A 24984-nucleotide genomic window follows, 5' to 3' on the forward strand; every position below is an offset into this window, starting at 1 on the left:
CCCTCTGTTTCCCCTGGAAAACCCGACGACTGACGGTATAGGGGGTCTCTCTATTCGGTTTCGTCTCCACTCGCACTCTCGGTGGACGACTGTTCTTCGTCGAGAGTCCTTGCGCCGCCCGACTTCATTTCTGTACTATGCGGCCGAAATTTACTAACTGCTCGATGGTGTATCTTAGTGTACGATGACCGGAATCGGCGTTCCACACACGGAGTACACGGAGATACAGATCGGCGGCTGCCAGCTCGAATACAACCCGGAGAACCCGGACAGCTACGTCCTCATCTCCTAGGGTATCTACTCGACGCTCGGCGTGGCAGTCGTCGTCGTGAAGCCCGCGTGATTCGTCCCGGCCCGTAGGTTCTTGGCGGCGCGGTACGCACTCCGCGTATGGATTCTGCCACCGTCCGCTCGGCGAACGCGGGCGACGCACGGGGCGTTCGACACGTCGCGCGCGCCGCTGGTCGCGCCGCCCGCGCCGACGCCGTCACCGACGCTACGCTCGACGACGTCTTCGACGACACCTACACCGAGGACGCGATTCGCACCGCCGTCCGCGAGTCAGCGTGCTACTACGTCGCCGTCCTCGACGCCGACGCCGCCAAGACCACCGACGTCATCGGCTTCATCCACGCCACCGTCGACCCCGACGCACCCTCCACCGCCACCGTCCACGACGTCGCCGTCCTCCCCGAGTTCTGGCGCGAGGGCGTCGGCGCGGCCCTCCTCAAAGCCGCCGAACACGCCCTCCGCGCCGCCGGCGTCACCGCCCTCACCGCCGCCCCGCTCGACGGCAACGAAGTCGGCAGCGCCTTCTTCCGCGGCCGCGGCTTCGACCCCGACGGCGACACCACCGGCTTCGGCGACGCCCCCGCCACGGAACACACGAAGGCCTTCACCGGCCCGCTCGAACCCGAACACGACCACCCCTCTCGCTCCTCCGAATCACTCTAAGCAGCACTCTTCACCCGCTAACCGCTCACGGTCCGAGAGAATACCCCGTCGCAGTGACACACGGCACCCGACGGTGCCCCATCAGTACGTGACTTCTCTCCCCGTTCACGAGAGTAACGCCCTCGCGAGCCGGAGGGGTTCAGCACTCGATCTCCTCTACGTTCACGAGAACGGTTCGCGTTCCGGTTGGCAGACGAGATCGAGTCAGTACTCGATCTCTTCGACGTTCACGAGAACGGAGTTCTCGTGAGCAGACGAGATTCAGTACTGAATCTCGTCGACGTCTTCGTCGACGACGATGCCGCGGTTGTTGACCTGGTTGGGGTCGAGGCCGACCTCCTGGAGGAAGTTCTTGTACTCGCGTTCGCAGGTCTCGCCGGCTTTCTGGCGTTCGCTGGCGTGGTCGCAGAGCTGGACGAGGTCCTCGGGGACGTCGTTCGTGTCGACGATCCAGTGGTTCACGAGGTCGCTCATCCGTCGGATTGGGCTCGTGAAGTGCCCGTAGATTTCGAAGTTGAGGGCGTGGTGGCCGCCGAAGGGGTCGTTCATGTACTTCGCGCGCGGCATGACCTTCATCACCGCCCACTGAATCTTCCCGAGTTGGCGCTCGGGAGCCTGCTCTAAGGTCGCGTTCACGGCCTTCCGCGGGTCGTCCCACGTCGACCCGGGGATTGAGACGCCGTCGAGCTCCTGGATCTCGCGGAGCGCCTCGCCCCACTCGTCGGGCGTGGGCTGCGGGTGGACGCGGTAGACGGCCTCGACGCCGCGGTTCCACATCAGCTCGTGCGTCACGGCCTTGTTCGCTTTCAGCATGCACTCCTCGATGATGGTGTGCGCGCGGTCGCGCCGCGGATTCAGCACGAGCGAGCCGTCCTCCTTGCGCTGTTCGTGCATGCGGTCGGCGATGTCGAAGACGAGCCTGCTCTCCTCGTGGAGCGCCGCGTCCTCGTCGTCGAGGCGCTCTTCCGCCTGCGTGTAGGTGAGGCGTTCGTCCGACTGGATGACGGACTTGTAGATCTCGATGTTCTCGAAGGAGAGATGCTCTTTATCGAGGTGCATCTCGACCGTGTGCGCGAGGCGGTCCTCGTTCGGGACGAGCGAGCACACGGACTCCGCGAGCGTCGGCGGTAGCATGTGAATCGTGTACCCCGAGAGGTAGACGGTGTTCCCGCGGTCGATGGCCTCCTCCCACATCGCCGATCCCGGGTGGACGTAGTGAGAGACGTCCGCGATGTGCACCCAGAGGACGTACTCGTCGTCGCGCTCCTCGACGCTCAACGCGTCGTCGAAGTCCTGGGCGTCCACCGGGTCCGTCGTCCACGTCGTCATCTCCCGGAGGTCCTCGCGCTCCTCGACCTCCGACTGAATCTCTTCTTGGACGCCGTCCGTCCGCTCCTCGGCTTCCTCGAGGACTTCGGGCGGGAACCCGTCCGTAATCTCGAACTTCTCGAAGAGGTCCTCGCGCTTGTTCTCCAGCTGGCGGCCCAGCGTCTCGGAGATCCGCACCGGACCCTGGCCTTCGGCCGTCCCGGCCGCGGCCTGCTCTTCGCTCATACCCCGAATAAGACGAGGCCGTAGTTAGTCGTGTCGCCGCTATGTGTCGAATCGGTCGGACGTACGCGGGGGAGCGCCGACGACTCGCCCCCTTTCCACCCGGAGTGTTCGTCCGGTCGGCTGTTTCCGCCGCGTTCCAAGTGTTCCGAAAACGGGCACACGAGAGAGAGTTCGACTCTGCCGCTCAGTCGTACTGTGGAGTCCGGCCGGAGCGACTCTCCGTCTCGACGAACGGGAGTTTCTCGATTGCGCCCGTCTCGCCGTCGCGGGTGACGTACGGGTCCTCGAAGGTGAAGGGGACGTAGGCGAAGGCGAGCGTGGCGTCGCGCATCGGGCTGTCTGCGACTCTCGTTATCTCGCCGTTCGTGTCGTCGAGCGGGCCGGGGGCGACGTCGCTGTCGCGTTCGAAGGAGACGCCGACGAGGCGTTCGCTCGGCCGGCCGCGGTTGTGGACGCGGGAGACGACTTCTTGGCCGACGAAGCAGCCCTTCTCGTAGTCCACGGCGGCGTCCTGGCCGGCGACGTTCGGAATCTTCCCTTCGAGCTCGGTGTCGAAGAGGGGGGTGCCGGCCTCCAGGGTGAGCGCTTCGTAGACGGTCCGGCCGAACGGCGTCGCGTTGAGGCCGTTCGTCACGAGCGTCGAGAAGACGGGTTCGGCGTCGGCGGCGGCGCAGAAGACCTCGTAGCCTTCGTCGCCGGTCGGGTCGTCGAGGCGCGCGACGTTCACGCCGATGTCGGCCGTGCGTCCGCGGACGAACGTGAAGGCGTCTTCGGGCGCGGTCGCGCCGTGCAGGACGCTCGCGACTTTCTCCGTCGCCTTCGGCCCGTGCACGCCGAACGTCCCGAACTGCTCGGTCGCGGCCTCGACGGAGACGTCCTGGATGAAGACCTTCTCGCTCCACTCGCCGGCGAGGTCGCTCGCGCGGCCCGGCGGCGTGAACACGAGCAGGGAGTCGGCCGTCACCCAGACGGTGAGTTCGTACTCGATGCCGCCCTGGGGGTCGAGGAGGAAGCACCGACAGCCAGCGCCGTCCTCGGTCGGGACTTCGTTCGTGACGGCGTCGTTCACGAACTCGTGGCGGTCGTCGCCGGAGACGGTGACGACGCCGTACGGCGTCTCCGTGACGCCGACGACGTTCCGCACGGCGCGGTGTGCGCGGTTCGAGCGGCCGTACTCAGCGGGGTACTCGCGTCCGCCGACCGTCTCGAAGGACGCGCCGTAGTCCGCGTGCGTGTCGCGGATGAGTGTCATAGTCGAACGTCGGGCGGCCGCGTGGATAAACCGACCGCTCCCGGCCTACAGCCCGAGTTTCCGACGCAGCCACGCGATGACGGACTCCTCGCCGCCGTCAGGCGCGGTGACGTCCTCGGCGACGACGCGGTCGGCCGGCCGAATCAGGGTCTCCTCGCCGTTCGACTCGGCGGTGATGAGGCCGTCTGACTTCAGCGCGCTCAGCGACTCTTCGAGGTCGTCGATGTCGGCGTCGACGCGCGACCGGAGTTCGAACACCGTCATCCCCTCCTCGCGTCGGTCGACGAGCGCGTCGAGCACCGCGACCTCGGTCGTGTCACGGTCCCGGTACTGGCGCTTCGCCTGCATACACGGTGGTAGCCGCCCGAGCGCCTTTACCGTATCCCCCGAGTGCGCCAGCCACGTCGCGTCTGCCGAATCACGGGCCGCTGAGTTGGTCGGTAGTCTTTTCCCGCCGGATAGGGTAGACACGCCGTAATGGGTCTCACATGCTCTCTCCTCGGTCACGACTACGGCGAGCCGGAGGTCGTCCGGAACCGCGAGGAGCAAGGCAACGAGGTGGTGGAGACGGTCCGCGAGGTGAAGACGTGTACGCGCTGCGGGAACGAACAGATAGTCAGCGAGAACACGGAAGTCCGCTCCATCCGCCAGCCGGAAGAGGTCGGCATCGACGAAGACACGACGCGGCCCGGCGACGCCACCAGCGACGCGGGCGACGACGACGCTGCGGCTGACACCGCGCAGTCCACGTCGGCCGACGAAGCGGCCGAGGCGGAGCCGAGCATCGAGGACCAGCGTATCGAGGCGGAGACGGACTGGCCCGACCCGGACGACGACGGCGGCGGGAGCGGGCGTTCGGCGTCGTCCGGCGGGACGCCGGAACCGTCGACGTCGGCGTCCGAGGGCTCGGCGGGCGGGGAGTTCGAACCGGCGCAGTCCGCAGAAGAGGACGACGGCATCATCCTCGAAGACACTGGCGAGGAGGAAGCCGGGAAGGAGCAGTGGTCGGAGCCCGCGGGCGCAGACGGCGAGAACGTCGGTGAACTCACCGGGGAGGAACCCACGCCCGACGGCGAGGACGTCGAAGTCATGACCGACACGACCACGACGACGGAGTCGACCCCGACCGACTCGACGCGGTCGCAGGAAACCGGTGGTTCGGCGTCGGCGTCGACGTCCGGGTCGCGTTCGACGAGCGGAACGGCCGCCTCATCGACGTCTTCGGGCGGTGACGGCGGCTGGCCGGAGGCCGCGGGCGTCGACGAGGGCTACGACGCCACGAACCCCGCGGACGACACCGACGACGGCGAGTCGGGCGTCTCCTTCGGCGGGAGTCTCACGCCGTCGCGCACGGAGGAGACCGCGTCCGCCGCAGCCGCCGACGAGGACGCGGAACTCCTCGGGTCCGACGAGAGCGACACGAGCGCGGCGCAGCCCGCGACAGCCGCCGAGCGCGTGGACGGCGACGCCGCGAACGCGGAGGGCGACGCCGCGAGCGCGGGGAGCCGAGCGGACCCCGGAGCGAAGCCCGAGGAGGTCCTCGTCTGCGGGGAGTGCGGGCACGAGGCCTCCCCCGAGCGGCTGTCGCTTCGCGCGGGCGACATCTGCCCGGACTGCCACCGCGGCTACCTCGAATCGCGGAACGTCCCTCGCTGACGAAGACGTTTTACCGTCTCCCCGACTCTCTACGCGCATGAAGGAGTACAAGATGCGACGCGGTGAGTACCTCGAAGAGCGAATCCCCGACCTCGAGGGGACCATCGAAGAGTACTTCGGCGAAATCACGGGCACGGAGGAGTACAAGGGCTCCGACCTCTACGTCGTCGGCGACCCCGACAACCCCGTGTTCAAGCGCATCGTCGCGGGCGCGGTCGCTTACTCCGGGAAGAAGGACAAACTCGCCGTCGAGTTCGAGGAGCGCGACGCCGCCGACGTCATCGCGGAGGGGAACGTCGACGCCGCCGAGGACGCCGTCTCCGCGAAGAACGAGTTCCTCCTCGAAGCCACCGGCCGCGACGCGAAATCCCGCCGCGAATCCCTCAAACGCCAGGTCGAGGACGACGAAACCCCGGACAACGTCTCGTAACTCTCGAACCCGCGGTCTCTTTCTGCTCGGTCGTCGCGGTCGATATCTCTGTGAACGCGGCGCGTTCCCTCCGAAAGCGAGAGCAGAAGCGGCAGTTCGGCTGGCGCGAGACGCCGCGCGAAGCGGGGGTTAGCGGTTGAGTTTCTCCCGGGAGATGGCCATGCCGGAGGGGACGATGATGAGCTGGTCGTCGCCCTTCTGGACGATGTCGCCGTCGACTTCGCGGGCGACCTGACGGAGTTCGTCCATGACGTGCTCGACGGTGTGGTCTTTCGTGCGGAGGCGGGTGATGTCGGCGATGACGATGTCGCCGTCGTAGACGGCGTCCTTGATGGCGATGACGTCTTCTTGCCCGCCGATTTCCGCGATGTAGACCGTGTTCCGGGCGTCGGCGGCGCTCTCGCTGCCGAGCATGTCGATGTCGAGTTCGACGTAGTCCTCGGTCGAGCGGCCGCGGCCGCCGAGGATCTTCTCCATGAATCCCATACGCGCTAGAACCCCGGCGGCGTCCATAGTTCTTACGTCGGGCGTGACGAGAAGAAACGCCGGCTGTGCCGGTTCGCGTGCGTTTTTACTCGCGGCCGGCGAGTCGGGGAGTATGACGTTCAGCATCTGCGTCCACGAGACCTACGAGGGCGACGACGGCGAGGAACACGACCGGTTCGGCGTCGCGGTGACGACGCGGCTCCCCGCGGTCGGGACGCTCTGCCCGTTCGTCTCGGAGAACGCGGCGGTGGCGACGCAGAGCCTCGTCAACGTCGACCTCGGCGAGCGAGGCGTCGAGTACATCGACGACGGCCTCGCCGTCGAGGACGCCCTCCAGTCCCTCCTGAACGCGGACGACGGGCAGTCCGACCGCCAGCTCCACGGCGTCGACGCCGACGGCTCCTTCGCGTTCTCCGGCGACGACTGCCGAGGCTGGTACGGGCACACGTCCGGCGACGGCTACACCGTCGCCGGGAACCTCCTCACCGGCGAGTCCGTCGTCACCGAGACGGCGGCGGCCTACGAAGCCGGTCGGGAGACGGACGCGCCGCTCATCGAGCGCCTCATCGACGCGCTCGGCGCGGGCCAAGGCGAGGGCGGGGATAAACGCGAAGACCTCCCCGTGCAGTCCGCCGCCGTCTGCGTCGCCACGACCGAGGACACGGACTCATACTACGACGACCTCCGCGTCGACGCCAGCGAATCCCCCATCAGCGACCTCCGGGAGACCTACCGGCTCGCGAAACAGGGCGAACGCGACGCCCTCGCGAAGTACGCCGACGAGACGGGGGACGGCGAGGTGGAGCACGGCAACGAGACAGAGGACGGCAACGAAACGAACGCCGACGAGAACGCGGCCGGCGCGGGCGACGGCGGCACGGATGCGGGCGGGAACGGGGAGTGAGTCGAAGAAGCGGGCGGAGTCGAAGAAGCGGGCGGAGTCGAAGAAGCGGGTGTGGGGATGAGGTCGCGGGCGTGAGCGGGGCGTGCGTTAGACGGTGAACTCGTAGAGTTCGTCGCCGACGCGGTGGAGGTTCTCGACGACTTTCCCCTCGCTCCCGGTCATGTCGTCGCCGCCGGTGAGGGCGCGGCCGATGGCGAGCGCCTTCCCGTGGGTCTCCTCGACGACGACGACGAGGTCGCCGGCTTCGATGCCGGCGTCGGCGTCGACGATGCCGGGGCGCATGATGTCCGCGCCGTCGCTGACGAACGAGATCGCCCCGGCGTCGACGGTCACCGTTCCCGCCTCGGGCGGGTACTCGTTCGCGCCCTGCACGGTGAGGAAGGGTTCGTCGTCGACGTACCACGCGAGCGGGTCGCCGTCGACGAGCACGACATCGAAGTCCTCGTCCGCGAACTCGACGAGTTCGTAGGCGTCGGCGTCGAGGCGGACGCCGAGGTGGGCGTCGATGGCGTCGTTGAGGTCGCTGACGTCGTCGCTCCGGAGGTGGTGGCGGGAAGACACCTTCATACTCGCCGTATCGCCGGTGTCGGGCATAAATCGGCCGGTCGGGGGCGAACCGCTAAGTACCGCCACCGCATAGGGTGTGGTATGCTGCGGCGTGGCGTGGATTCGGTGACCTGTATCGCATGTGGAACCAGCGTCGACGAAGCCGACGCGTACGAGTACCACAAGCACGGCGACCACACCGACGACCACAGCGGTGACCACGCGGACGACGCCCGACACGACCACGCCGGCGACCCGCCCGAGTACCTCTGCGCCGCGTGCTTCGACGACCTCTCCCCCGGCGACCGCGACGGCCTCGAACAGCTCCTCTGCGGCCTCCAGGCCGGCGACGTCACCACTCGCGAGTTCCTCACGCGATACGCCGACGCCGTCCAAGAATCGGAGACCTAGTTCCCTACTCGCTCAGCGTCCGAGGAACGCCTTCAGCTGGTCGACTGAGAGCGCGCTCGTCGGCTTGTCCATGTGGACGCGGATCTCGCCGCTCGTCGCCCACAGGCCCGCGCGCTTCACGGGGTCGGGGAGGTCGTAGGCCCGGCGGAGCCACTTCCCGAGTTCGATCTCTCTCCCTAACTCCGCGCGCCACGCGTCCTCGTAGCGCGCGAGCGTCCCCGGCGACGCCGGGTCGACTTCGCGCGCCGCGCAGTCGGCGGCCGTCATCCCGTAGAGGATGCCGCCGCCCGTGAACGGCTTCGTCATCCCGGCGGCGTCCCCGATGAGGAACCCGCGGCGGCTCGTCACGCGGTCCGCCGGGCCGATGGGGATGAGCCCCGAACACCGGTGCTCGATGCGCTCTGCGACGCCGTAGTCCGCGACGAGCGCGTCGAAGCGCTCCCCGACGTCGCCGCTCACGTCGGGCGCGGCCGCCAGCCCGTACTCCACGCCGGCGTCCCCGCGCGGGATACGCCACGCGAAGAACCCCGGTACCGTCAGGTGGACGTCGACGAAGTCGTCGTCGTCCGGCTCCGGGTCGAACGCCAGCACGCCGTGCAGGAACTCCTCCGGTTCGGGCAGGTCGAGTTCGCGGCGGACGCGCGAGCGCGGCCCGTCGCAGCCCGCGACCATCCGCGCCTCGGCCGTAAACACGCCGTCCGGCCCGCTCACGGTCAGCTCAACGCCCTCTGCGTGCTCTTCGACGCCCGTCACCGTGTGGTGCTCGCGGACGTCCGCGCCCGCGTCCCGCGCCGCGTCCGCCAACACCTTATCCAACTGCACGCGGTCCACGGCGTTCGACACCGGCTCCCCCACGCGGTAGAACGGATGCGGCGTCGACTCAGCGCCGCCGACGTGGAATCGCGCGCCCCGAATCTCGTTCTGGAAGAGGTCGTCGCGCGCCGCCTCGGGGACGTACTCCCAGACGTCGAGGCTGAGGTGGCCGGAGCACGCGAGCGGCGTCCCGAGCTCGCCCTGCTCGAACGCGACGACGTCGTATCCACGCTCGGCGGCGCGACGCGCGAACCGCGCGCCCGGCGGGCCGACGCCGACCACGGCGAAATCGTACATAGAGAGGAGAAGACCACGCGCGGGAAAAGACCCTTCGCCTACCGCCCCATCGGCGCGCCACCCGCGAGCGGCCCCGACGCGTGCGCTTTCGGCTCCATCCGCTCCGTCACGACCGGCATCCCGCCGACGTAGCTCGCCGACTCGGCCACCGACACGAGGAAACTCGCCGCGTTCTCCCGCGACACCGAGTCCCGGAAGCCGACGCGGCGGTAGCCGTGCTGGAAGACGCCGTCGCCCCGCCCGTCCGTCAGGCGCGCCGCGCGCACCACCGTCCAGTCGAGGTCGGCGTCGGCGACCCGGCCCGCGAACGCCCGCTCCGTCCGCACGCTCGTCCCGCGAACCCCACGGAGGGCGTCGTAGAGCCGGAGCGGGAGCGTCCGGTCGCCCGGTCGGTCGCGCGCCCCCGCGCCCGACAGCGCGACGAACCGCCGCACGCCGGCGCGCTCCATCGCGTCCGTCACCCGCACCGCCGCCACCCCGAGGTCGTCCGCCGACCGCCGCTCCCGCTCGACGAACACCACCGCGTCCGCGCCGTCGAGGGCGTCCGCGATTCCCGCTCCTCGATATGGGTCGCCGACGACCGCCCGCGACGCACCGAGCCCGCGCGCCTCGTGCGCCGCGTCCGCGCTCGGCACGACCGCCGTGACCGTGTGCCCAGCGCTCACTGCGTCCGACACCACCGCTTCTCCGAGCCGTCCGACGGCACCGAACACTGCGATACGCATACCGACTCACAGGCCGCCCGCGGAGAAAAAGCGTGCTGTCCGTAGCCCTAGTAGCCGAGCGTCTCTTCGACGAGGACGACCGTCGTTCGGCCTTCCGTGCGCTCGCGGTGGTAGACGAGTTCCTTCGAGATCGCGCTCGGCGCGCCGTACGCGTCCTGCGAACGCTCGTCCTCCAGGCGGTACGCGTAGTCCCGCAGGCGCTTTCGCGCCGTCTCGACGTCCTTCTGAATCTTGTTCACGCCGGCGACGACGAGGAGGTGCTTCGCCGCGAACGGGTACGCGCCCACGCGACTCCCGGACGCGTCCGCCGCGACGAGCGCGCCCGTCCGCGCAATCGCGTTCGCGCCGCCGAGGAAGTAGTCCGCCGTCTGCGCGTCACGGCGCGCCGCCGCCCGCGCCTCGTCGTCGTCGATGCTGAACACGTGCTCGTGGAGGTTCTCCCACTCGTGGTCCCCCTCGTGGAGGTGCTCCATGAATCCGATCTCCTCCAGCGTCGTCGAGTGCCCGTCCATGACGGACGCCCCGTCCGGAATCTCGTCCTGCACGAACTCCAGCGCCGCGTCCGCGTCCGCGACGACCTCGACCTCGAACCCGTGGTCCTCCAGGTTCTCCACCGTCTCCTCCAACTCGGCGTCGCTCGGGTGGCTGTCCCACTGGTTCGGTTCGACGTCCGCCGCTTCGAGATAGTCCGCCTTTCGCTGGTCTCCCATACCCGAGTGGAGTCTCGGCGGGCGGAAGAACGTGTGGGCCGCGGCGGCACGCGCCCGAATGAGTAACACTCTCGTCACCTGATTACGCCCGCGCCGTCACCACCACTCGACCGTCTCGTTCCGCGCCGCGAGATACTCGGCGTCGAGCGCGTCCTCGGGGACGTCGACGCGCTCGCCCGCCCGGTCGAGGAGGGCTCGGCGGAGCACGTCGCTCTCCGTCTCGAACGCCGGGTCCACCCGCAGCCGATACTTCGCGTCGAGCGTGAACACGCCCGCGTCGAACGCCGCGTGTTCCGTCCGGCTCAACGGCAGGACGTTCGACGGGTCCGCGCGGTGCTCGGGATACTCACTCCACGGCAGGACGTGCGCCACGTCCAAGAGCGCGTCGTGGTCGACGCCCGACACCGGACACCGGTGGCCGTAGCGGTCGAGCACGTACTCCCGAAACGCCGCCGGCATCGACCGCGCCCCGACCGCCGTCTCGTACTCCCGCGCGGAGTACGCACGCTTCCCCGACGGCTCTGACTCCGACTTCCACCTCGAACCCGCCTCCCGTCCCGCAGTCGCCTCCGCGTCCTCGACGTCGAGGTCGAGAATCCGATACGTTCCCGGCGCGTGAAAATCCACCTCGCCGCGGTCGCGTAACTCCTGCATCACTCGACTGAACGTCTGCGCCGGCGTCGACGCCTCCGGATACGCCTCCCTGAACGCCGGCAGCGCCACGTCGAGGAACTCCCGGCGCTCGACGAACTCCGTCCCCGTCTCCGCGCGATACCGCGCCAACTCCCGCCGAACCAACTCGCGCCACGTCATACCGCCCCGACGCGACGACGGGATCAAAACGTTTCGCCGCCAGAACCCACACCCTCTCCGACGGGGGCTCCGAACCGCGTTAACGCTCCACCGCGCGCCTCCCGTCTCACTCCGTTCAGCGGTCGGCGTTTCGCGGTCCTCGCTCGCGCCGTCGGCGCTCGTTCCGAACCGCGTCAGTCGTCTTGCGCCGGCGCGGGCGCTTCGGGCTTCTCGCGGTCGCTCCGCGGTCCCGCGATGTCGACGCGGGGGAGCTTATCGCGGAGGTACCGTCCCGTGTAGCTCTCCTCGTCGCGCGCGACCTCCTCGGGAGTGCCTTCTGCGACGAGTTCGCCGCCGGCCTCGCCGCCCTCGGGGCCGAGGTCGATGACGTGGTCGGCGTTCTTCACGAGGTCGAGTTCGTGCTCGATGACGACGATGGAGTTCCCTCTATCCGTGAGGCGCTGGAGGACCTCGATGAGCTTCCGCTCGTCCGCCGAGTGCAGGCCCGTCGTCGGCTCGTCGAGGAGGTAGAGCGTGTCGCCGGAGGACTTCTTCCCGAGCTCCTCGGCGAGCTTCACGCGCTGCGCTTCGCCCCCAGAGAGCGTCGTGGAGGGCTGACCGAGCTTCATGTAGTCGAGGCCGACGTCCATCAGGAGTTTGAGGCGGCGACCCAGTCGGGAGTCGGCCTCGAAGAAGTCGTAGGCCTCCTCGACGCTCATGTCGAGGACGTCGGCGATGGTCGCGTCCTTGTACGTGACGTCGAGGGTCTCGTCGTTGTAGCGAGAGCCGCCGCACTCCTCGCAGGGCACGTGGACGTCGCTGAGGAAGTTCATCTCGATCTTCACTGTTCCCTGCCCGCCGCACTCCTCACAGCGCCCGCCCTTCACGTTGAACGAGAAGCGGCCCTTCTCGTAGCCGCGCTGCTTGGCGAGCTTCGTGTCCGCGAACTTCTCGCGGACGTAGTCGAAGACGCCCGTGTACGTCGCCGGATTACTCCGGGGCGTCCGGCCGATGGGCGACTGGTCGATGAGGCGCGCTTTCTCGATGTGCTGCATCCCCTCGATGCCGTCGTGCTCGCCCGGCAGCACGCTCGTGTTGTCGTTCATCGAGCGCGCGAGCCCCTTGTAGAGGATGTCGTGCATCAGGGTGGACTTCCCGCTCCCCGACACGCCCGTGATGGCGGTGAACGCGCCGACGGGGATGTCGACGTCGAGGTCCTTGAGGTTGTGCTGGCGCGCCCCGCGAACCGTGAGCGAGTCCTCCCAGTCGCGGCGCTCCTCGGGCACGGGAATCTGCTTGCGTCCCGAGAGGTAGTCGCCGGTGACGGAGCCCTCGGTCGCCATCACTTCCTCGACGTCGCCCTGCGCGACGATTTCGCCGCCGTGGCGGCCCGGCCCCGGCCCCATGTCGATGACCTGGTCCGCGCGCCGCATCGTCTCCTCGTCGTGCTCCACGACGACGAGCGTGTTCCCGAGGTCGCGGAGCTCTTCGAGGGTGTTCAGCAGGCGGTCGTTGTCCCGCTGGTGAAGGCCGATACTGGGTTCGTCGAGGACGTAGAGGACGCCGACGAGCCCGCTCCCGATCTGCGTCGCGAGCCGAATCCGCTGGCTCTCCCCGCCGGAGAGCGTCGACGCCTCCCGGTCCAGCGTGAGGTAGTCGAGGCCGACCTCCGTCATGAAGCCGAGGCGCGCGCGGATCTCCTTCAGAATCTCCTCCGCGATCTGTCGCTCCCGCTCGTCCAGGGAGTCCTCGACGCCCTCGAAGTGTTCGAGCGCGTCCGCGATGCTCATGTGGTTCACCGCCGCGATGCCCGTGCCGTCCACGAGCACCGCGCGCGATTCGGGCTTCAGCCGCGATCCCTCGCACGCCGGGCACGTCGTCACCGACATGTAGTCCTCGATGTGCTCGCGCGTCGAATCCGAATCCGTCTCCACGTAGCGACGCTCCAGGTTCGGAATCACGCCCTCGAACGGCTGTTCCTTCCTTCTCACTCCGTTCTTCGTCTGCCGCTTGAACACCACGTCTTCGTCCGTCCCGTAGAGGAACGCCTGCTGAATCTCCTCGTCGACGTCCTCGAACGGCGTCGAGAGCGAGACGCCGAAGTGCTCGGCGACGCTGTCCAGCCGCGTCTGGTAGTAACTCCGGTTGTAGCTCCACGGTTCGAAGACGTGTTTGAGGGGTTTCGACTCGTCCTCGATCACGCGCGCCTCCGAGACCTCCTTCGTCTCCCCGATGCCCTCACACTCCGGGCACGCCCCGTGCGGGCTGTTGAACGAGAAGCTCCGCGTCTCTATCTCCGAGATGTCGATGCCGCAGTGCGTGCACGCGAGCGCCTCCGAGAACTCCACCACCAGTCGCTCGTCGTCCTCGCCCGCGAGGTCGCCCGTTGCGCGCGCCGTCGACCCGCCGAGTTCGACGTCCGCCGGCGGGTCCGGGAGGATGACCTTCAGGACGCCGTCCGCTTCCTCCAGCGCCGTCTCCACGGAGTCCGTGATGCGCGAGCGCGCGTCCTCCGAGACTTTCACGCGGTCGACGACGACGTCGACGGTGTGGTCGTAGTTCTCGTCGAGTTCGGGCTTCTCCACCGCGAGGTCGTAGGACTCGCCGTCCACCTCGACCCGCGAATACCCCTCGCCGAGGAGGTCGTCGAACAGGTCCTCGAACGCGCCCTTCTGGTCGCGGACGACCGGCGCGGCGACCTTCGCCCTCGTCCCCTCCGGGAGCTCCAGCACGCGGCGCACCATCTGCTGGGCGGACTGCTCGCCAACCTCACGCCCGCACTCCGGGCAGTGCGGCGTCCCCACCCGCGCGTACAGCAAGCGCAGGTAGTCGTGGAGCTCTGTCACTGTACCCACCGTCGACCGCGGGTTGTTCGCCGCGTTCTTCTGGTCGATGCTGATCGCCGGCGACAGCCCCTCGACCGACTCCACCTGCGGTTTGTCCATCTGCCCGAGGAAGTTCCGCGCGTACGCCGACAGCGACTCGATGTAGCGGCGCTGGCCCTCCGCGTAAACCGTCTGGAACGCCAGCGACGACTTCCCCGACCCCGAGAGGCCCGTCACCACGTTGAACGCCTCCCGCGGAATCTTCACGTCGAGGTCTTTCAGATTGTGTTCCTCCGCCCCGCGGACCTCGATGAAGTCCTCACTCATTGCTCCCAGATAGCGCGCGCGACAGTGAAGGCTTGTCGGTCGCCACACCCCGAACTCCCCCAGCGCCTCACCCTCCAGCACCTCACCACCTCCCCTCCCACCTCACTGTCTCCTCGCCGTCGCGAACGCCCGCACGCCCACGCCGCCTTTCCGACGCCAACACCACCCCCGTCTTTATCCCGCATCACGCGCCATCACGGAGTATGACCGACTACGACATCCGGGCGCTCGACCTCACCGACGACGAGTACCTCGTCACTCAATCCCTCGTCAGGAACAAGTACCGAGCCGAAGACACCCGGGGGAACGTCGTCCTCCGCGGCAAACAGAAGATGTTCAAGCTCAAAGAGGAGTTCCCCTTCGAGACCGGCGACGGCCGGCCCGCCTTCACGGTCAAAGCCGGCGGCATCCTCGACGTCGCCGGCAACTACGCCCTCATCGACGCTCAGACCGACGAACCCGTCCTCGTTCTCGACCAGAACTGGACCTTCCTCACCCACAAGTGGAAACTCCGCGACCCCGACACTGAAGCCCTCATCGCCACCATCGAATCCGAATCCAAACTCGTCGACGCCCTCCGCGCCATCAGCGACCTCTTCTCCGTCATCCCCCACAAGTACGAAATCCGAGACGCCGACGGCGACCACGTCGGCCGCGTCGCCGGCCAGTTCTCCCTCGCAGACAAGTATACCGTCACTATCGACGACGCCAGCGACGTCCCCAAAGAAGCCGTCCTCGCCGCCGCCATGGTCATCGACGCCATCGAAGGGAACTAGACACCCACTTTTTGCGCTGCGCTCGGCGCGCTTCGCGCGCTGTCGCTCGGCAAAAACTCGGGAAAAAGCGCTCCTCCTTCAGTCCGCTCGCTACACTCGCGCCCTTCGGTCGTCGGCCCGAGCGCTCCTAGCGTCGCCCTCGGCGAATCGGCGGCCGTCACGCGAGCGAACACAGTGAGCGAGTGTGACTCAGCGAGAGCTTGCTCTCGCGCGATACCGGTTCCTCACGGACCGCTCGGTCGCCGAACGCTTGCACCATTGGTTGTTCAGCACAGCCACTTAGTGGAACGAGATACTCTCTCTGCCTTCGTTTACACCAGCACATACTCGTAAAAGGGCGGCTATCACTGAAGCGTAAATTTAATTACAGCCACATTAAATATCCGATATGGCGAGTCTGATTCATCTGTTCGGCGCGGCCCACTCGGACCGGTATTCAAACATCAAAACGGAGATCGAAGAGCGAGTCACGGCAACCGATGCAGAGGCGGTTTGTATCGAAGCGCCAGAGGAACGGATCCGGGTCAGATACTGGTTACTCGCATTTCTCCGACTCCCACTAGTTGTTACGGGATTCGCTATGGTTGGATCTCCTCAACTTGCACTGCTTGCTCTTCGCGCTCGGAGCGTATTTCCGGGAGAAGTCCGCGCTGCACGAGAAGTTCATGCCGAGCACGGGATTTCACTTCACAAGGTTGATCCCCATTTCCAGCGTTACTTCTCAGCAGGCGGTCTCTGGTTCAGTATCGCCAACTGGGCTGTTCTGATCGGTCTCGCTGTCGTCTTCTCACCGATCCCGGTAGCGATTATCTGCGTCTTCGGAAACGTCGGGTTTTGGTGTCTTCGGTGGCTCGGCCAAGCATCAGAGCGTCTCGCCGTGATTAGTGCCCTCCCTGCTTGTGTCCTCTTTTATTATGCACTCTTCCAGATCACTTCGATCCCGCTCGTTCTCGTCGCGTTCAGTCTCGGAGTCGCTGGCCTTGTTATCGGTGCCAAGCTGACGGAAGAGGAACGCACCGATGAAATGGTTTCGCGGACACAGACTGCCATCGCCGAGCATGAGTACGAGAACGTACTCTATGTCTCGGGGAAAGGGCGCATCTCAACCCTCCGAGATCGTCTCACTGACTTGGATGATGTTGAGCTTGGATCGGTGTGGCTCAAAGATCGTTCGGAGAGCGGCGAACTCAAATATCCCGCTCCTGATGAATGACGGCTCGCCGTGCTATCCACAGTAGGACCCTCGCTGTGCAGGCTAGCGAAATTGGGGATGGAGTTCGTTATGTAGGCGTACACACCGACCTTTGCTGCGCTCCCTGCGGTCGCTTGCGAAAGCTCGAACACAAGCCGTCGTCACCCCCTTCGGGGGTTCCTCGGCCTCGCCCTCGGCGAATCGGCGGCCGTCACGCGAGCGAACACAGTGAGCGAGTGTGACTCAGCGAGAGCTTGCTCTCGCGCGATACCGGTTCCTCACGGACCGCTCGGTCGCCGAACGCTTGCACCATGGATTGTTCAGCACAGCCACTGTACTTACCGAGCCTCGGCAGCTGTTCGGCAACACGCCGATTACCTCCCTTACCCTATACTCCCGCCTGCTAACTCTTGTATGCCCGTCGACTGGTTCGAGGATGATCGTCGTCGGACCTCCGTTCAGACCGTCGGCGATGGCGACCCCGAGAGCCGCGTCTGACAGGCTCGGGAGCGAGGGCCGCGACGAGTGGGGGCAGGGTGTCGACGCGGAGAACGAGTGAACCGCTATTCTTCCGCGACGTCCGCGACGTCGGCCTCGGCGAGTTCGGCGAGTTCGTCGGGAGCGATGGGCCAGACAGTCGTCGGCGTGCCCGCTGCCGCCCAGACTTCGTCGTAGTCGAGGAGGGTCTCGTCCATGAGGACGCGGCAATCGGTGGTGTGGCAGATCGGGGGGACGCCGCCGATGCTCCACCCCGTGGCGTCCTTGACGAGGTCGGCGTCCGCCATCGAGACCGAGTCCGCGCCGACGGCGTCCGCGACTTTGTCCATGTCGACTCTGTTCGCGCCGCTCGTGATGCAGACGACGGCGTCGCCGTCGGCGCTGAGCACGATACTGGACGCGATCTGCGCGGTCTCACAGCCGACGGCGTCCGCGGCGTCCGCCGCCGTCTTCGTGCCCTCCGGGAACTCCGTCACCGCGGGCGTCACGCCGTATCGGTCCTCGGCCTCTGCGACGAAATCGCGGGCTCGCTCGTGCATACCCGCTCGGAGCGCGGGAAGCGAAGTAAAGATTCGCCCTGCCGCGATCAGGCGTTCGACTGGCCGCCGTCGACGACGAGGGCTTGCGCGCACGTTTTTCGGGCTCGCGCCGTCGCGCTCGCCGAAAAACCCGCACTACAAAGCGTGTCTCGTTACGTGTTCGATTGGCCGCCGTCGACGACGAGGGATTCGCCGTTGACGTAGCCGGCGAGGTCCTCCGAAGCGAGGTAGAGCGCTGCGCCGGCGACGTCATCCGGCTGGCCGAGGCGGTGCAGGGGCGTGTCCTCCGCGCTTTCCTGGGTCGCGATGGGAACGTCCTCGTTCGTCATCGCGGTGTCGATGACGCCGGGGTGGATGGCGTTCACGCGAATCCCTTCCGGGCCGAGTTCGTCCGCGAGCGAGTACGTCAGGAGGCGCACCGCGCCCTTCGAGGTGTTGTAGACGGAGAACGTCCCGGCCCCGCGGAGCCCCGCGACGCTCGACATGTTGATGATGGAGCCGCCGCCGGTTTCGAGCATCCGCTCTGCCGCGGCCTGCGCGCCGAAGAACACGCCCTTCACGTTGATATCCATCAGCTGGTCGAACTCGGCTTCGGTCACGTCGACGAAATCCTTCTGCCGGAAGATGCCCGCGTTGTTCACCATGACGTCGACGCCGCCGAACGCGTCCGCCGCCTCGACGGCGTCCGCGAGCGCGTCGACGTCGGAGACGTCGCACTCCACGTAGGTCGCGTTCACGCCGTACTCCTCCGCGGCGAGCTCGTGCGTCGGTGTCCCGCCTTCCCGCGGCTCCGGCTGGATGTCCGCGACCACCACGTCTGCGCCCGCCTCCGCGTACGCCTCCACGATAGCGCGCCCGTTCCCGCTCGCCCCGCCGGTCACGACTGCCGCCTTCCCGCTCAGGTCGATTTCCTTCATGAGTTAAATAAAGTACTCGAAACATTCGGGTGTTCGCCATGCGGGTGACGGGTTCCGGAACCCAAAGCGTATTACCAGACAGTCGGCCGTCCTCCGGGAGCCAGCCGCCACCCGCTTCGATATCCATCACGCACGCTTTTCCCGCTCGACCGCTCCGCGGTCTCACGGCGAAAACCTGCGCTAACAAGACCGCGCTAGACGTTCTCCGGGAGCCAGCCGCCGTCTATTTCGACATTCTCCCCGGAGATGTACTCGGAGTCTTCGTCGACGAAGAACCGGACGGCCTGCGTGACGTCGCCGGGCGTCGCCCAGCGGCCGCGCGGGGCGTCGTCCGGGAACTCGTCGGACGTCTCGACGACGTAGGGAGAGACGGCATTTACGGTTATTCCGTCCATCTCGGTGTCGCTCGCGAGCATCCGCGTGAACATGAGGACGCCGGCTTTCGCCGCGAAGTACGGGAAGTTCTTCGCGTTCACGAGCCCCTTCTCGCTGGATGCGTACCCGATGTTGACGATGCGCCCCCACTCGCGTTCGCGCATCCCGGGGAGCGCGCGTTTACTGCAGAGCATCGTCCCGAGGAGGTTCGTCTCGTAGACCCGCCGCCACGTGTCCGCGTCGAGTTCGCTCCAGTGCGACGGCGCGAAATCCCCGACGTTGTTCACGAGGACGTCGACGCTCCCGAGTTCGGCTTCGGCGGCGGCGAACAGGTCGTCGACGCCCGCCTCGTCGGTCACGTCGCCCTGCACGGTCGTCGCGGCGGGCGCGCCCGCGTCCAGCGCGTCCTCGGCGGTCGCGGCCGCCGCGGCGTCGCTGGAGTGGTAGTGGACGGCGACGGCCGCGCCGCAGCGCGCGAGCGACAGCGCGATACTCCGGCCGAGCCCGTCCGCGCTCCCCGTGACGAGCGCCGTGCGTCCCGCGAGGTCCGGTGTGAGCATGCCGGAGTTCTCTCCCGCCGACGACATAGGTTTAAGCATGCGGGGTCGGTGCTCTGCCTATGGCCATCGAGACGATCCTCCTCGCCGTCGGCCCGAACGACGCGGACCGCGCGCAGAAACTCGCCGAGACGCTCGTGGACCTCGCCGTCCCCACCGGCGCGAACGTCGTCCTCGCGCACGTCTTCACCAGCAGCGAGTACCAGACGACCCTCGAAAGCCTCGACGTGAACGACCACGGGGAGCTCACCGAGGACGAAATCGCCCGCCGCCACGCCACCATCCGCGACATCGGCCGCTCCCTCGACGACGCCGACGTCGAATACGACGTCCGCGGCCGCGTCGGCGAACACGGCTCCTCCATCGTCGCCACCGCCGAAGACGTCGACGCCGACTTCGTCCTCGTCGGCGGCCGCCGCCGCAGCCCCACCGGCAAAGCCGTCTTCGGCAGCACCGCCCAGGAAGTCATCCTCAACGCCCCCTGCCCCGTCACCTTCGTCCGCGGCGACTAACCCCATCGCTCGACTCTTCTCGCGTCCGAGGCGTACATTCATACTCGACGGCGACGGAGAACCGGTATGGACGCAGACATCCGTCACCGGCCGTCGTTCGCGCTCGCCGCAATCACGTTCGAACCCGGCGACGGCCTGCGCGCCGAAGCCGGCGCGATGGTCAGTCACGACGCCGGCGTCGCCATGGAAACCGCCGCACAAGGCGGCTTCCTCTCCTCGCTCAAACGCTCCGTCCTCGGCGACGAGTCCTTCTTCGTCAACACCTTCACCGCCGAGGAACGCGGCGAAGTCACCCTTGCGCCCGCCCTCCCCGGCGACATCGTCCAACACGAACTCGGTGATGGTGGTGGCCCCGAAACTCTCTACGTCCAGTCCGGCTCCTTCCTCGCGGCGAGCGACGACATCGAACTCGACACGGAGTTCGGCGGCGGCCGCTCCTTCTTCGGCGGCGAAGGCCTCTTCCTCCTCCGGCTGGAGGGCGCGGGCGACGTCTTCGTCTCCAGCTACGGCGCAATCGACACCGTCGACCTCGCGGAGGGCGAGGAGTACACGGTCGACACCGGGCACATCGTCGCGTTCGAGGACACCGCGAGCTTCGACGTCGAGCGCATCGGCGGGCTGAAATCCACGCTCTTCTCCGGCGAAGGCCTCGTCTGCCGGTTCCGCGGCCCGGGGCGCGTCTGGCTGCAGACGCGGAGTCAGGAAGCCTTCCTGAACTGGCTCATCCCGAAACTCCCCCAGCCGTCGAGTCAGTCGTGAGGTAACTACGGCCCGAAGAAATCTCTAGGGTTAAGTGGGCCGCGGGCCGCGACATACGTGTATGGCGTACTTCGCGGGCGTGGACCTCGGCGCGACGAATCTCCGAGCGGCCGTCGCGAACGACGCGGGCGAGGTGCTCGCCGTCGAGCGGCGCGCGACCCCACAGGGCCCGGCCGGCATCGCCGTCACCGAAGCCGTGCTCGACGCGGTCAGGGACGCCGCCGCGAGCGCGGGCATCGACACCCGGAACCTCGCCGGCGTCGGCATCGGCAGCATCGGCCCGCTCGACCTCGCCGCCGGCGTCGTCGAAGACCCCGCGAACCTCCCGCCCGCGGTCGAACGCATCCCCCTCGTCGGCCCGCTCCAAGAGCTCGCCGCCACCGACCGCGTCTTCCTCCACAACGACACCGCCGCCGGCGTCATCGGCGAACGCTTCTTCTCCGACCGGAACCCCGACGACATGGTCTACGTCACCATCTCCTCCGGCATCGGCGCGGGCGTCGCCGTCGACGGCCACGTCCTCTCCGGCTGGGACGGGAACGCCGGCGAAGTCGGCCACATGGTCCTCGACCCCGAGGGCCGCCGCACCTGCGGCTGCGGCCGCGACGGCCACTGGGAGGCCTACTGCTCCGGGAACTCCATCCCGAAGTACACCCGCGACCTCCACGACGGCGAAGACACCGCCCTCCCGCTCGACGACCCCGACTTCTCCGCGAAAGACGTCTTCGACAACCCCGACGACCCCCTCGCGCGCCGCGTCATCGAGAAGACCGCCGACTGGAACGCGATGGGCATCACGAACATCGTCGACGCCTACGCCCCCATCGTCATCTACGTCGGCGGCGCGGTCGCCCTCCACAACGAGGAACTCGTCCTCGACCCCATCCGCGACCGCGTCCAGGACCTCGTGTTCGCGAACGTCCCCGACATCCAACTCACCACGCTCGGCGACGACGTCGTCCTCAAAGGAGCCGTCGCGTCCGCCATCACCGGCGGCACCGGCGACCGCAGTAACGCGTACTGACGACGCTGCTCGTTCTTCCGACTGTCGAGCCCCTCTCTGTCGCCGTCCCGCGCTTCTCGCGGTCGCCGCGCTGCGCCGCCTGAATCCCACGGTTAACGTATCTGTAGCACGAACCCGCGTAGTATGAGTGAGACGGCGGACGGCGAGGACTTACATTCGCGCGTGGAGACGTGGCTGACCGCGCAGATGCCGATCATCCAGATGCACGGCGGGAACAGCGCCGTGCGGAAAGCCGACCCCGACGACGGCGAAGTCGTCGTCGAACTCGGCGGTGCCTGCTCGGGGTGCGGCATCAGCCCGCGAACCGCACACCGCATCAAGACCGACCTCGCCGCGGAGTTCCCCGCCGTCGAGGAGGTCACCGTCCGCTTCCAGGACGACGGGACCGCCGGCTGGGACGAACAGCAACCGGAGTCCGTCATGGGCATCGACCGGAACGAGGGCGGCCGCGGCGGCCGCGGCGAAGGCAGCCCCGCCTCCGACGCCCACTTCTAACGCGAGCGCCCGCCCCGGGTGGCGCTATTCTTTTATCCTATCGGGGAATACCGGAGGTCGTGAGTCTCGTCGCGACGTTCACCGTGCCCGGAGCGCAGTTCCTACTGACGCGTGCGCTCCCCGCCGACGACGTCCGGGTCGAACTCGACCGGGTCGAATCCCTCGGCTGTGACGCGCTCGCGCTCCACTTCTGGGTCCACGGCGACGTCGCGCCCGACACGTTCGCCGAACGCCTCGCCGCCGACGCCGTCGTGCGCGACGTCGTCGCCCTCGACACCCTCGACGGCCAAGTGCTCTTCCGCGCCGAGTGCATCCACGACGACAGCAGCCTCCTCGACCTCCTCCTCGACACCGACGCCGACGTCCTGACCGCCGCCGGCACCACGGACGCCACGCGGTTCGTCGTTCGCTTCCCGAGCGAACCCGCGGTCGACGCCTTCCTCACCGCGACCGAACGCCACAGGCTTCCTGTTGACGGCATCCAGACGTTCTCCGCCGCCGACGACTTCGACGACACCCGCGGCTTCGACATCGTCGGCTACCTCTTCGACCTCGGCTACTTCGACCCCTTCGACCCGCCGTCCCTCGACGACGTCGCCACCTCCCTCGCCGTCACCCCCGACGACGTCCGGGACGCCTACGACCGCGTCAAACCCTAACTACCCCGCCCTACTCGCTCGGCTTTTCCCTCGCTCCTCGAGGACGGGGGGTTAGCGCCGTCTCTCTCAGTTACCCCTCCTTCTCAGCCGAGTCGGTCCGCGAGCGTCTCCGCGACGTCGAGCGCCTCGTCCGCGAGCGCCCGCGGCATCTCCCCCGCTTCGACCGACGCTTCGAGTTCGTCCTCGTCGACGACTTCGACCCGGCCGTCCGCGTGCTTGAGCACGTCGACGTGGAGGTCGACGTACCGCACCGCGTCCGGGAAGAGTTCGAGCGGCGTGTTCACGTTCACGTACGTCCCCTTCACCCCGCCGTCGGCGTCTCGGTAGACCGTCGGATACCACCAGCGTCCCTCCACGAACCGCGTGACGGCGACGTCGCCCTCGCTCCGCGGCACGCCGAGCGCGTCGTACGACCCGCCCGCCGTCATCGACCGCTTCACCGTGATGCGGCTCGCATCCGCGTCGAGGCTCGTCACGTCACCGCGGCCGAGCACGAGCAGTCGGCCGTCCGGCTTCCCGTGCTGGATGGCGACCCGGTCGTCCTCGCGCGGCCCGAACGCGTCCGACACCGCCTCGAACGGGAACGCCTCCGCGTCGACGCCGACGCCCTCCGCGAAGTCCACCGCCGCGCTCGCCGCGCGGTCCGCGGCCTTCACGCGGTGGTGGCCGGGCATCGTCGCCACGACCTCCCGCCGCGTCTCGTCGAACGCGTCCCGCGTCGCCCGCCCGAACCAACACCACGTCGTCGCCGCCGGCGACGCGACCTCGGCCGTCGGGTCGAGCGTCCCCGCCAGCGCCGCGTCTAGCTCCGTCGCCGCCTCTGCGAGGTCGGCGAGCGCGTCGTTCAGGTCGTCCATGGACGCGTCCGCCGCCGCGTACCCCCACTCGACCGCCCAGCCGTCGGGCACTCCGGCGGGGAGCATCTCCGTCAGCTGCGCGAGCTCGCTGTCGCCGGGCGGCGTCGACGCCACCGCCGCGTCCCGCCCGCGGACGAGGCCGCCGAGCGACCCCGTGAGCCGGAGTTCCGTGTCGAGCACCGCGCGGTCGTCCGCCCACGGCGGCTTCGGCTCCGCGACCTGCACCCGCACCGCGTCGTCTTCCTCGACGTGCCCGTCGGCGTTGTCGAACGGCAGGTAGCCCTCGCCGACGCCCACGTCAACGATTGCGCCGCCGCGCGTCGTCCGCGTCACCACCCCGTCGAACACCGCGTCCTGCGGGAGCGCGGCCGCCCAGACGAACGTGTCGAACCCGCGCAGCGCCTCGACCGCGTCCGCGACCGAATCCGCGCCGCCGGTGACGCACACGCCCTGTCGGTCGCTCGTCGTCTCCACTGAGACGTCCGCCGCCGCCGTCGGAAACTCGCCGTCGAACCGCTCCCGAATCGGCGGCGACGCCTGCACCACCGCGTGCCCCGCGCCCCGCAACCGCGCCGTCCCCGCCGTCGCGTAGATGCCGCGAACGCGCGCTCTCACAGTGCCTCCCGCGACGCCGCGAACCGAACCCGGTCGTGCACCGTCGCCCCCAGCGACAACTCCACGAGCACGGGCGGCGCGTCCGTCGCGTCCGCGTCATTCCCGTCCTCCGCTTCGCGGCGCGCGGCTCGCGTGTCGCTTGCCCTCCCGCTCGCTCTGTCCGCGTCCTCCGCGGAGCGGAGGACGCGTGCGCCTTCCACGTACGCGCCCCACGTCTCGAATCGGAGGAAGCCGCGAATGTCCTGGCTGTGCGTGAAGAGGTCGCAGTAGTCGACGTCGTGTTCGGGGCGGTCGTGTTTCGCGTGCGTGAGGTCCATGTCGGAGTAGACGACGTCGTGTGCGTCGAAGAACGACTCGACGGCGTCCGCGGTCTCGCGGGCGTCGGCCGCGACCGCGTCCTCGATGCGTCGCAGGTCGTCGCGCGTGAGACCGGCGTCGCGGAGGTGTTCGCGTGTCCGCGCGTCGAACAACATTGGCGGTGCTTCGAGCGGGACCACTAAAACGTCGGCGTCTATCCGCGTCGGTGG

Annotated in this window: 27 protein-coding genes; 12 read left to right on the forward strand and 15 right to left on the reverse strand. The window is 68.0% G+C overall.

Annotated elements, in window-relative coordinates:
* Nucleotides 1–390 precede the first annotated feature (390 nt).
* Complete coding sequence (locus IEY26_RS14860) at nt 391–954, forward strand: GNAT family N-acetyltransferase (RefSeq protein ID WP_188980349.1); 564 nt, start codon at nt 391–393, stop codon at nt 952–954.
* A 261-nt stretch (nt 955–1215) separates the two neighbouring features.
* On the opposite strand, the gene IEY26_RS14865 is transcribed toward IEY26_RS14860, so the two are convergent.
* From IEY26_RS14865 to IEY26_RS14875, 3 genes are all read right to left on the reverse strand, one after another.
* On the reverse strand, nt 1216–2508 hold the full coding sequence (locus IEY26_RS14865; protein WP_188980351.1) for an RNB domain-containing ribonuclease: 1293 nt from the start codon (nt 2506–2508) through the stop codon (nt 1216–1218).
* 184 nt (nt 2509–2692) lie between these two features.
* Nucleotides 2693–3760, reverse strand: a complete 1068-nt coding sequence (ygfZ, locus tag IEY26_RS14870; RefSeq protein WP_188980353.1) for a CAF17-like 4Fe-4S cluster assembly/insertion protein YgfZ — start codon at nt 3758–3760, stop codon at nt 2693–2695.
* A 45-nt stretch (nt 3761–3805) separates the two neighbouring features.
* Entirely contained in the window at nt 3806–4108 is a 303-nt protein-coding gene (locus IEY26_RS14875; RefSeq protein WP_188980355.1) for a DUF6432 family protein, read from the reverse strand.
* A gap of 129 nt (nt 4109–4237) precedes the next feature.
* Between IEY26_RS14875 and IEY26_RS14880 the strand changes: the two genes are divergently transcribed.
* Together IEY26_RS14880 and IEY26_RS14885 are read left to right on the forward strand one after the other, a co-directional pair.
* Nucleotides 4238–5416, forward strand: coding sequence for a DUF7093 family protein (locus IEY26_RS14880; RefSeq protein WP_188980357.1), 1179 nt, complete (start codon nt 4238–4240; stop codon nt 5414–5416).
* 37 nt (nt 5417–5453) lie between these two features.
* The gene (locus IEY26_RS14885) at nt 5454–5846 is read left to right on the forward strand and encodes a DUF5611 family protein (protein WP_188980359.1); all 393 of its coding nucleotides are present in this window, start codon (nt 5454–5456) and stop codon (nt 5844–5846) included.
* 129 nt (nt 5847–5975) lie between these two features.
* Here the strand turns inward: IEY26_RS14885 and IEY26_RS14890 are convergent, their stop codons facing one another.
* Complete coding sequence (locus tag IEY26_RS14890) at nt 5976–6332, reverse strand: cell division protein SepF (RefSeq protein WP_188980361.1); 357 nt, start codon at nt 6330–6332, stop codon at nt 5976–5978.
* 112 nt (nt 6333–6444) lie between these two features.
* Between IEY26_RS14890 and IEY26_RS14895 the strand changes: the two genes are divergently transcribed.
* Nucleotides 6445–7236 carry a DUF1028 domain-containing protein gene (locus IEY26_RS14895; RefSeq protein WP_188980363.1) on the forward strand — a complete coding sequence of 264 codons (792 nt, stop codon included), beginning with the start codon at nt 6445–6447 and terminating at the stop codon, nt 7234–7236.
* A gap of 87 nt (nt 7237–7323) precedes the next feature.
* Here the strand turns inward: IEY26_RS14895 and IEY26_RS14900 are convergent, their stop codons facing one another.
* Complete coding sequence (locus IEY26_RS14900; RefSeq protein ID WP_188980364.1) at nt 7324–7803, reverse strand: RNA-binding protein; 480 nt, start codon at nt 7801–7803, stop codon at nt 7324–7326.
* 81 nt (nt 7804–7884) lie between these two features.
* On the opposite strand from IEY26_RS14900, the gene IEY26_RS14905 reads away from it, so the two are divergent.
* Nucleotides 7885–8193: a DUF7562 family protein gene (locus IEY26_RS14905; RefSeq protein ID WP_188980365.1), complete on the forward strand. Its 309-nt coding sequence runs from the start codon at nt 7885–7887 to the stop codon at nt 8191–8193.
* 12 nt (nt 8194–8205) lie between these two features.
* Here IEY26_RS14905 and IEY26_RS14910 read toward each other — a convergent pair whose 3' ends face one another.
* The 5 genes from IEY26_RS14910 to uvrA form a co-directional block, all read right to left on the reverse strand.
* Nucleotides 8206–9303 (reverse strand): geranylgeranyl reductase family protein, encoded by a 1098-nt coding sequence (locus tag IEY26_RS14910; RefSeq protein WP_188980366.1) that lies wholly within the window; start codon nt 9301–9303, stop codon nt 8206–8208.
* Between the two features lie 38 nt (nt 9304–9341).
* The gene (locus IEY26_RS14915; RefSeq protein WP_188980367.1) at nt 9342–10028 is read right to left on the reverse strand and encodes an NAD(P)-dependent oxidoreductase; all 687 of its coding nucleotides are present in this window, start codon (nt 10026–10028) and stop codon (nt 9342–9344) included.
* 47 nt (nt 10029–10075) lie between these two features.
* Entirely contained in the window at nt 10076–10738 is a 663-nt protein-coding gene (locus IEY26_RS14920) for a lactate utilization protein (RefSeq protein ID WP_188980368.1), read from the reverse strand.
* 96 nt (nt 10739–10834) lie between these two features.
* Complete coding sequence (locus IEY26_RS14925; RefSeq protein ID WP_188980369.1) at nt 10835–11551, reverse strand: HNH endonuclease; 717 nt, start codon at nt 11549–11551, stop codon at nt 10835–10837.
* A gap of 173 nt (nt 11552–11724) precedes the next feature.
* Nucleotides 11725–14682, reverse strand: coding sequence for an excinuclease ABC subunit UvrA (uvrA, locus tag IEY26_RS14930; RefSeq protein ID WP_188980370.1), 2958 nt, complete (start codon nt 14680–14682; stop codon nt 11725–11727).
* A 203-nt stretch (nt 14683–14885) separates the two neighbouring features.
* On the opposite strand from uvrA, the gene IEY26_RS14935 reads away from it, so the two are divergent.
* Nucleotides 14886–15458 carry an LURP-one-related/scramblase family protein gene (locus tag IEY26_RS14935; protein ID WP_188980372.1) on the forward strand — a complete coding sequence of 191 codons (573 nt, stop codon included), beginning with the start codon at nt 14886–14888 and terminating at the stop codon, nt 15456–15458.
* A 388-nt stretch (nt 15459–15846) separates the two neighbouring features.
* The gene (locus tag IEY26_RS14940; protein WP_188980374.1) at nt 15847–16671 is read left to right on the forward strand and encodes a hypothetical protein; all 825 of its coding nucleotides are present in this window, start codon (nt 15847–15849) and stop codon (nt 16669–16671) included.
* 542 nt (nt 16672–17213) lie between these two features.
* Here IEY26_RS14940 and IEY26_RS14945 read toward each other — a convergent pair.
* The 3 genes from IEY26_RS14945 to IEY26_RS14955 all read right to left on the reverse strand — a co-directional run bounded on the left by IEY26_RS14945 (nt 17214) and on the right by IEY26_RS14955 (nt 19539).
* Complete coding sequence (locus IEY26_RS14945; RefSeq protein ID WP_188980376.1) at nt 17214–17687, reverse strand: YbaK/EbsC family protein; 474 nt, start codon at nt 17685–17687, stop codon at nt 17214–17216.
* A gap of 152 nt (nt 17688–17839) precedes the next feature.
* Nucleotides 17840–18604, reverse strand: coding sequence for an SDR family oxidoreductase (locus tag IEY26_RS14950; protein ID WP_188980378.1), 765 nt, complete (start codon nt 18602–18604; stop codon nt 17840–17842).
* 194 nt (nt 18605–18798) lie between these two features.
* Entirely contained in the window at nt 18799–19539 is a 741-nt protein-coding gene (locus tag IEY26_RS14955; protein ID WP_188980380.1) for an SDR family NAD(P)-dependent oxidoreductase, read from the reverse strand.
* Nucleotides 19540–19598: 59 nt separating this feature from the next.
* Here IEY26_RS14955 and IEY26_RS14960 point away from each other — a divergent pair, with 59 nt between their 5' ends.
* The 5 genes from IEY26_RS14960 to IEY26_RS14980 all read left to right on the forward strand — a co-directional run bounded on the left by IEY26_RS14960 (nt 19599) and on the right by IEY26_RS14980 (nt 22985).
* Nucleotides 19599–20048 (forward strand): universal stress protein, encoded by a 450-nt coding sequence (locus IEY26_RS14960; RefSeq protein ID WP_188980382.1) that lies wholly within the window; start codon nt 19599–19601, stop codon nt 20046–20048.
* A 66-nt stretch (nt 20049–20114) separates the two neighbouring features.
* Nucleotides 20115–20807 (forward strand): TIGR00266 family protein, encoded by a 693-nt coding sequence (locus IEY26_RS14965; protein ID WP_188980383.1) that lies wholly within the window; start codon nt 20115–20117, stop codon nt 20805–20807.
* Nucleotides 20808–20868: 61 nt separating this feature from the next.
* Nucleotides 20869–21831, forward strand: coding sequence for an ROK family protein (locus IEY26_RS14970; RefSeq protein ID WP_188980385.1), 963 nt, complete (start codon nt 20869–20871; stop codon nt 21829–21831).
* A 123-nt stretch (nt 21832–21954) separates the two neighbouring features.
* Entirely contained in the window at nt 21955–22326 is a 372-nt protein-coding gene (locus tag IEY26_RS14975; protein WP_188980387.1) for a NifU family protein, read from the forward strand.
* Between the two features lie 59 nt (nt 22327–22385).
* Complete coding sequence (locus tag IEY26_RS14980; RefSeq protein ID WP_188980389.1) at nt 22386–22985, forward strand: bacterio-opsin activator domain-containing protein; 600 nt, start codon at nt 22386–22388, stop codon at nt 22983–22985.
* A gap of 83 nt (nt 22986–23068) precedes the next feature.
* On the opposite strand, the gene IEY26_RS14985 is transcribed toward IEY26_RS14980, so the two are convergent.
* Both IEY26_RS14985 and IEY26_RS14990 read right to left on the reverse strand, forming a co-directional pair.
* Nucleotides 23069–24457: a DUF402 domain-containing protein gene (locus IEY26_RS14985; protein WP_188980391.1), complete on the reverse strand. Its 1389-nt coding sequence runs from the start codon at nt 24455–24457 to the stop codon at nt 23069–23071.
* The gene (locus IEY26_RS14990; RefSeq protein ID WP_188980393.1) at nt 24454–24930 is read right to left on the reverse strand and encodes a DUF7532 family protein; all 477 of its coding nucleotides are present in this window, start codon (nt 24928–24930) and stop codon (nt 24454–24456) included. Before IEY26_RS14990 ends, IEY26_RS14985 begins: the two co-directional genes overlap by 4 nt.
* Nucleotides 24931–24984: the final 54 nt, after the last annotated feature.

It is taken from the genome of Halocalculus aciditolerans, assembly GCF_014647475.1.
Taxonomy (GTDB): domain Archaea; phylum Halobacteriota; class Halobacteria; order Halobacteriales; family Halobacteriaceae; genus Halocalculus; species Halocalculus aciditolerans.

Coding starts and splice junctions, on each gene's coding strand:
- IEY26_RS14860 (WP_188980349.1), top strand. CDS start 391: ATGGATTCTGCCACCGTCCGCTCGGCGAACGCGGGCGACGCACGGGGC.
- IEY26_RS14865 (WP_188980351.1), bottom strand. CDS start 2,508: ATGAGCGAAGAGCAGGCCGCGGCCGGGACGGCCGAAGGCCAGGGTCCG.
- ygfZ (WP_188980353.1), bottom strand. CDS start 3,760: ATGACACTCATCCGCGACACGCACGCGGACTACGGCGCGTCCTTCGAG.
- IEY26_RS14875 (WP_188980355.1), bottom strand. CDS start 4,108: ATGCAGGCGAAGCGCCAGTACCGGGACCGTGACACGACCGAGGTCGCG.
- IEY26_RS14880 (WP_188980357.1), top strand. CDS start 4,238: ATGGGTCTCACATGCTCTCTCCTCGGTCACGACTACGGCGAGCCGGAG.
- IEY26_RS14885 (WP_188980359.1), top strand. CDS start 5,454: ATGAAGGAGTACAAGATGCGACGCGGTGAGTACCTCGAAGAGCGAATC.
- IEY26_RS14890 (WP_188980361.1), bottom strand. CDS start 6,332: ATGGGATTCATGGAGAAGATCCTCGGCGGCCGCGGCCGCTCGACCGAG.
- IEY26_RS14895 (WP_188980363.1), top strand. CDS start 6,445: ATGACGTTCAGCATCTGCGTCCACGAGACCTACGAGGGCGACGACGGC.
- IEY26_RS14900 (WP_188980364.1), bottom strand. CDS start 7,803: ATGAAGGTGTCTTCCCGCCACCACCTCCGGAGCGACGACGTCAGCGAC.
- IEY26_RS14905 (WP_188980365.1), top strand. CDS start 7,885: ATGCTGCGGCGTGGCGTGGATTCGGTGACCTGTATCGCATGTGGAACC.
- IEY26_RS14910 (WP_188980366.1), bottom strand. CDS start 9,303: ATGTACGATTTCGCCGTGGTCGGCGTCGGCCCGCCGGGCGCGCGGTTC.
- IEY26_RS14915 (WP_188980367.1), bottom strand. CDS start 10,028: ATGCGTATCGCAGTGTTCGGTGCCGTCGGACGGCTCGGAGAAGCGGTG.
- IEY26_RS14920 (WP_188980368.1), bottom strand. CDS start 10,738: ATGGGAGACCAGCGAAAGGCGGACTATCTCGAAGCGGCGGACGTCGAA.
- IEY26_RS14925 (WP_188980369.1), bottom strand. CDS start 11,551: ATGACGTGGCGCGAGTTGGTTCGGCGGGAGTTGGCGCGGTATCGCGCG.
- uvrA (WP_188980370.1), bottom strand. CDS start 14,682: ATGAGTGAGGACTTCATCGAGGTCCGCGGGGCGGAGGAACACAATCTG.
- IEY26_RS14935 (WP_188980372.1), top strand. CDS start 14,886: ATGACCGACTACGACATCCGGGCGCTCGACCTCACCGACGACGAGTAC.
- IEY26_RS14940 (WP_188980374.1), top strand. CDS start 15,847: ATGGCGAGTCTGATTCATCTGTTCGGCGCGGCCCACTCGGACCGGTAT.
- IEY26_RS14945 (WP_188980376.1), bottom strand. CDS start 17,687: ATGCACGAGCGAGCCCGCGATTTCGTCGCAGAGGCCGAGGACCGATAC.
- IEY26_RS14950 (WP_188980378.1), bottom strand. CDS start 18,604: ATGAAGGAAATCGACCTGAGCGGGAAGGCGGCAGTCGTGACCGGCGGG.
- IEY26_RS14955 (WP_188980380.1), bottom strand. CDS start 19,539: ATGCTCACACCGGACCTCGCGGGACGCACGGCGCTCGTCACGGGGAGC.
- IEY26_RS14960 (WP_188980382.1), top strand. CDS start 19,599: ATGGCCATCGAGACGATCCTCCTCGCCGTCGGCCCGAACGACGCGGAC.
- IEY26_RS14965 (WP_188980383.1), top strand. CDS start 20,115: ATGGACGCAGACATCCGTCACCGGCCGTCGTTCGCGCTCGCCGCAATC.
- IEY26_RS14970 (WP_188980385.1), top strand. CDS start 20,869: ATGGCGTACTTCGCGGGCGTGGACCTCGGCGCGACGAATCTCCGAGCG.
- IEY26_RS14975 (WP_188980387.1), top strand. CDS start 21,955: ATGAGTGAGACGGCGGACGGCGAGGACTTACATTCGCGCGTGGAGACG.
- IEY26_RS14990 (WP_188980393.1), bottom strand. CDS start 24,930: ATGTTGTTCGACGCGCGGACACGCGAACACCTCCGCGACGCCGGTCTC.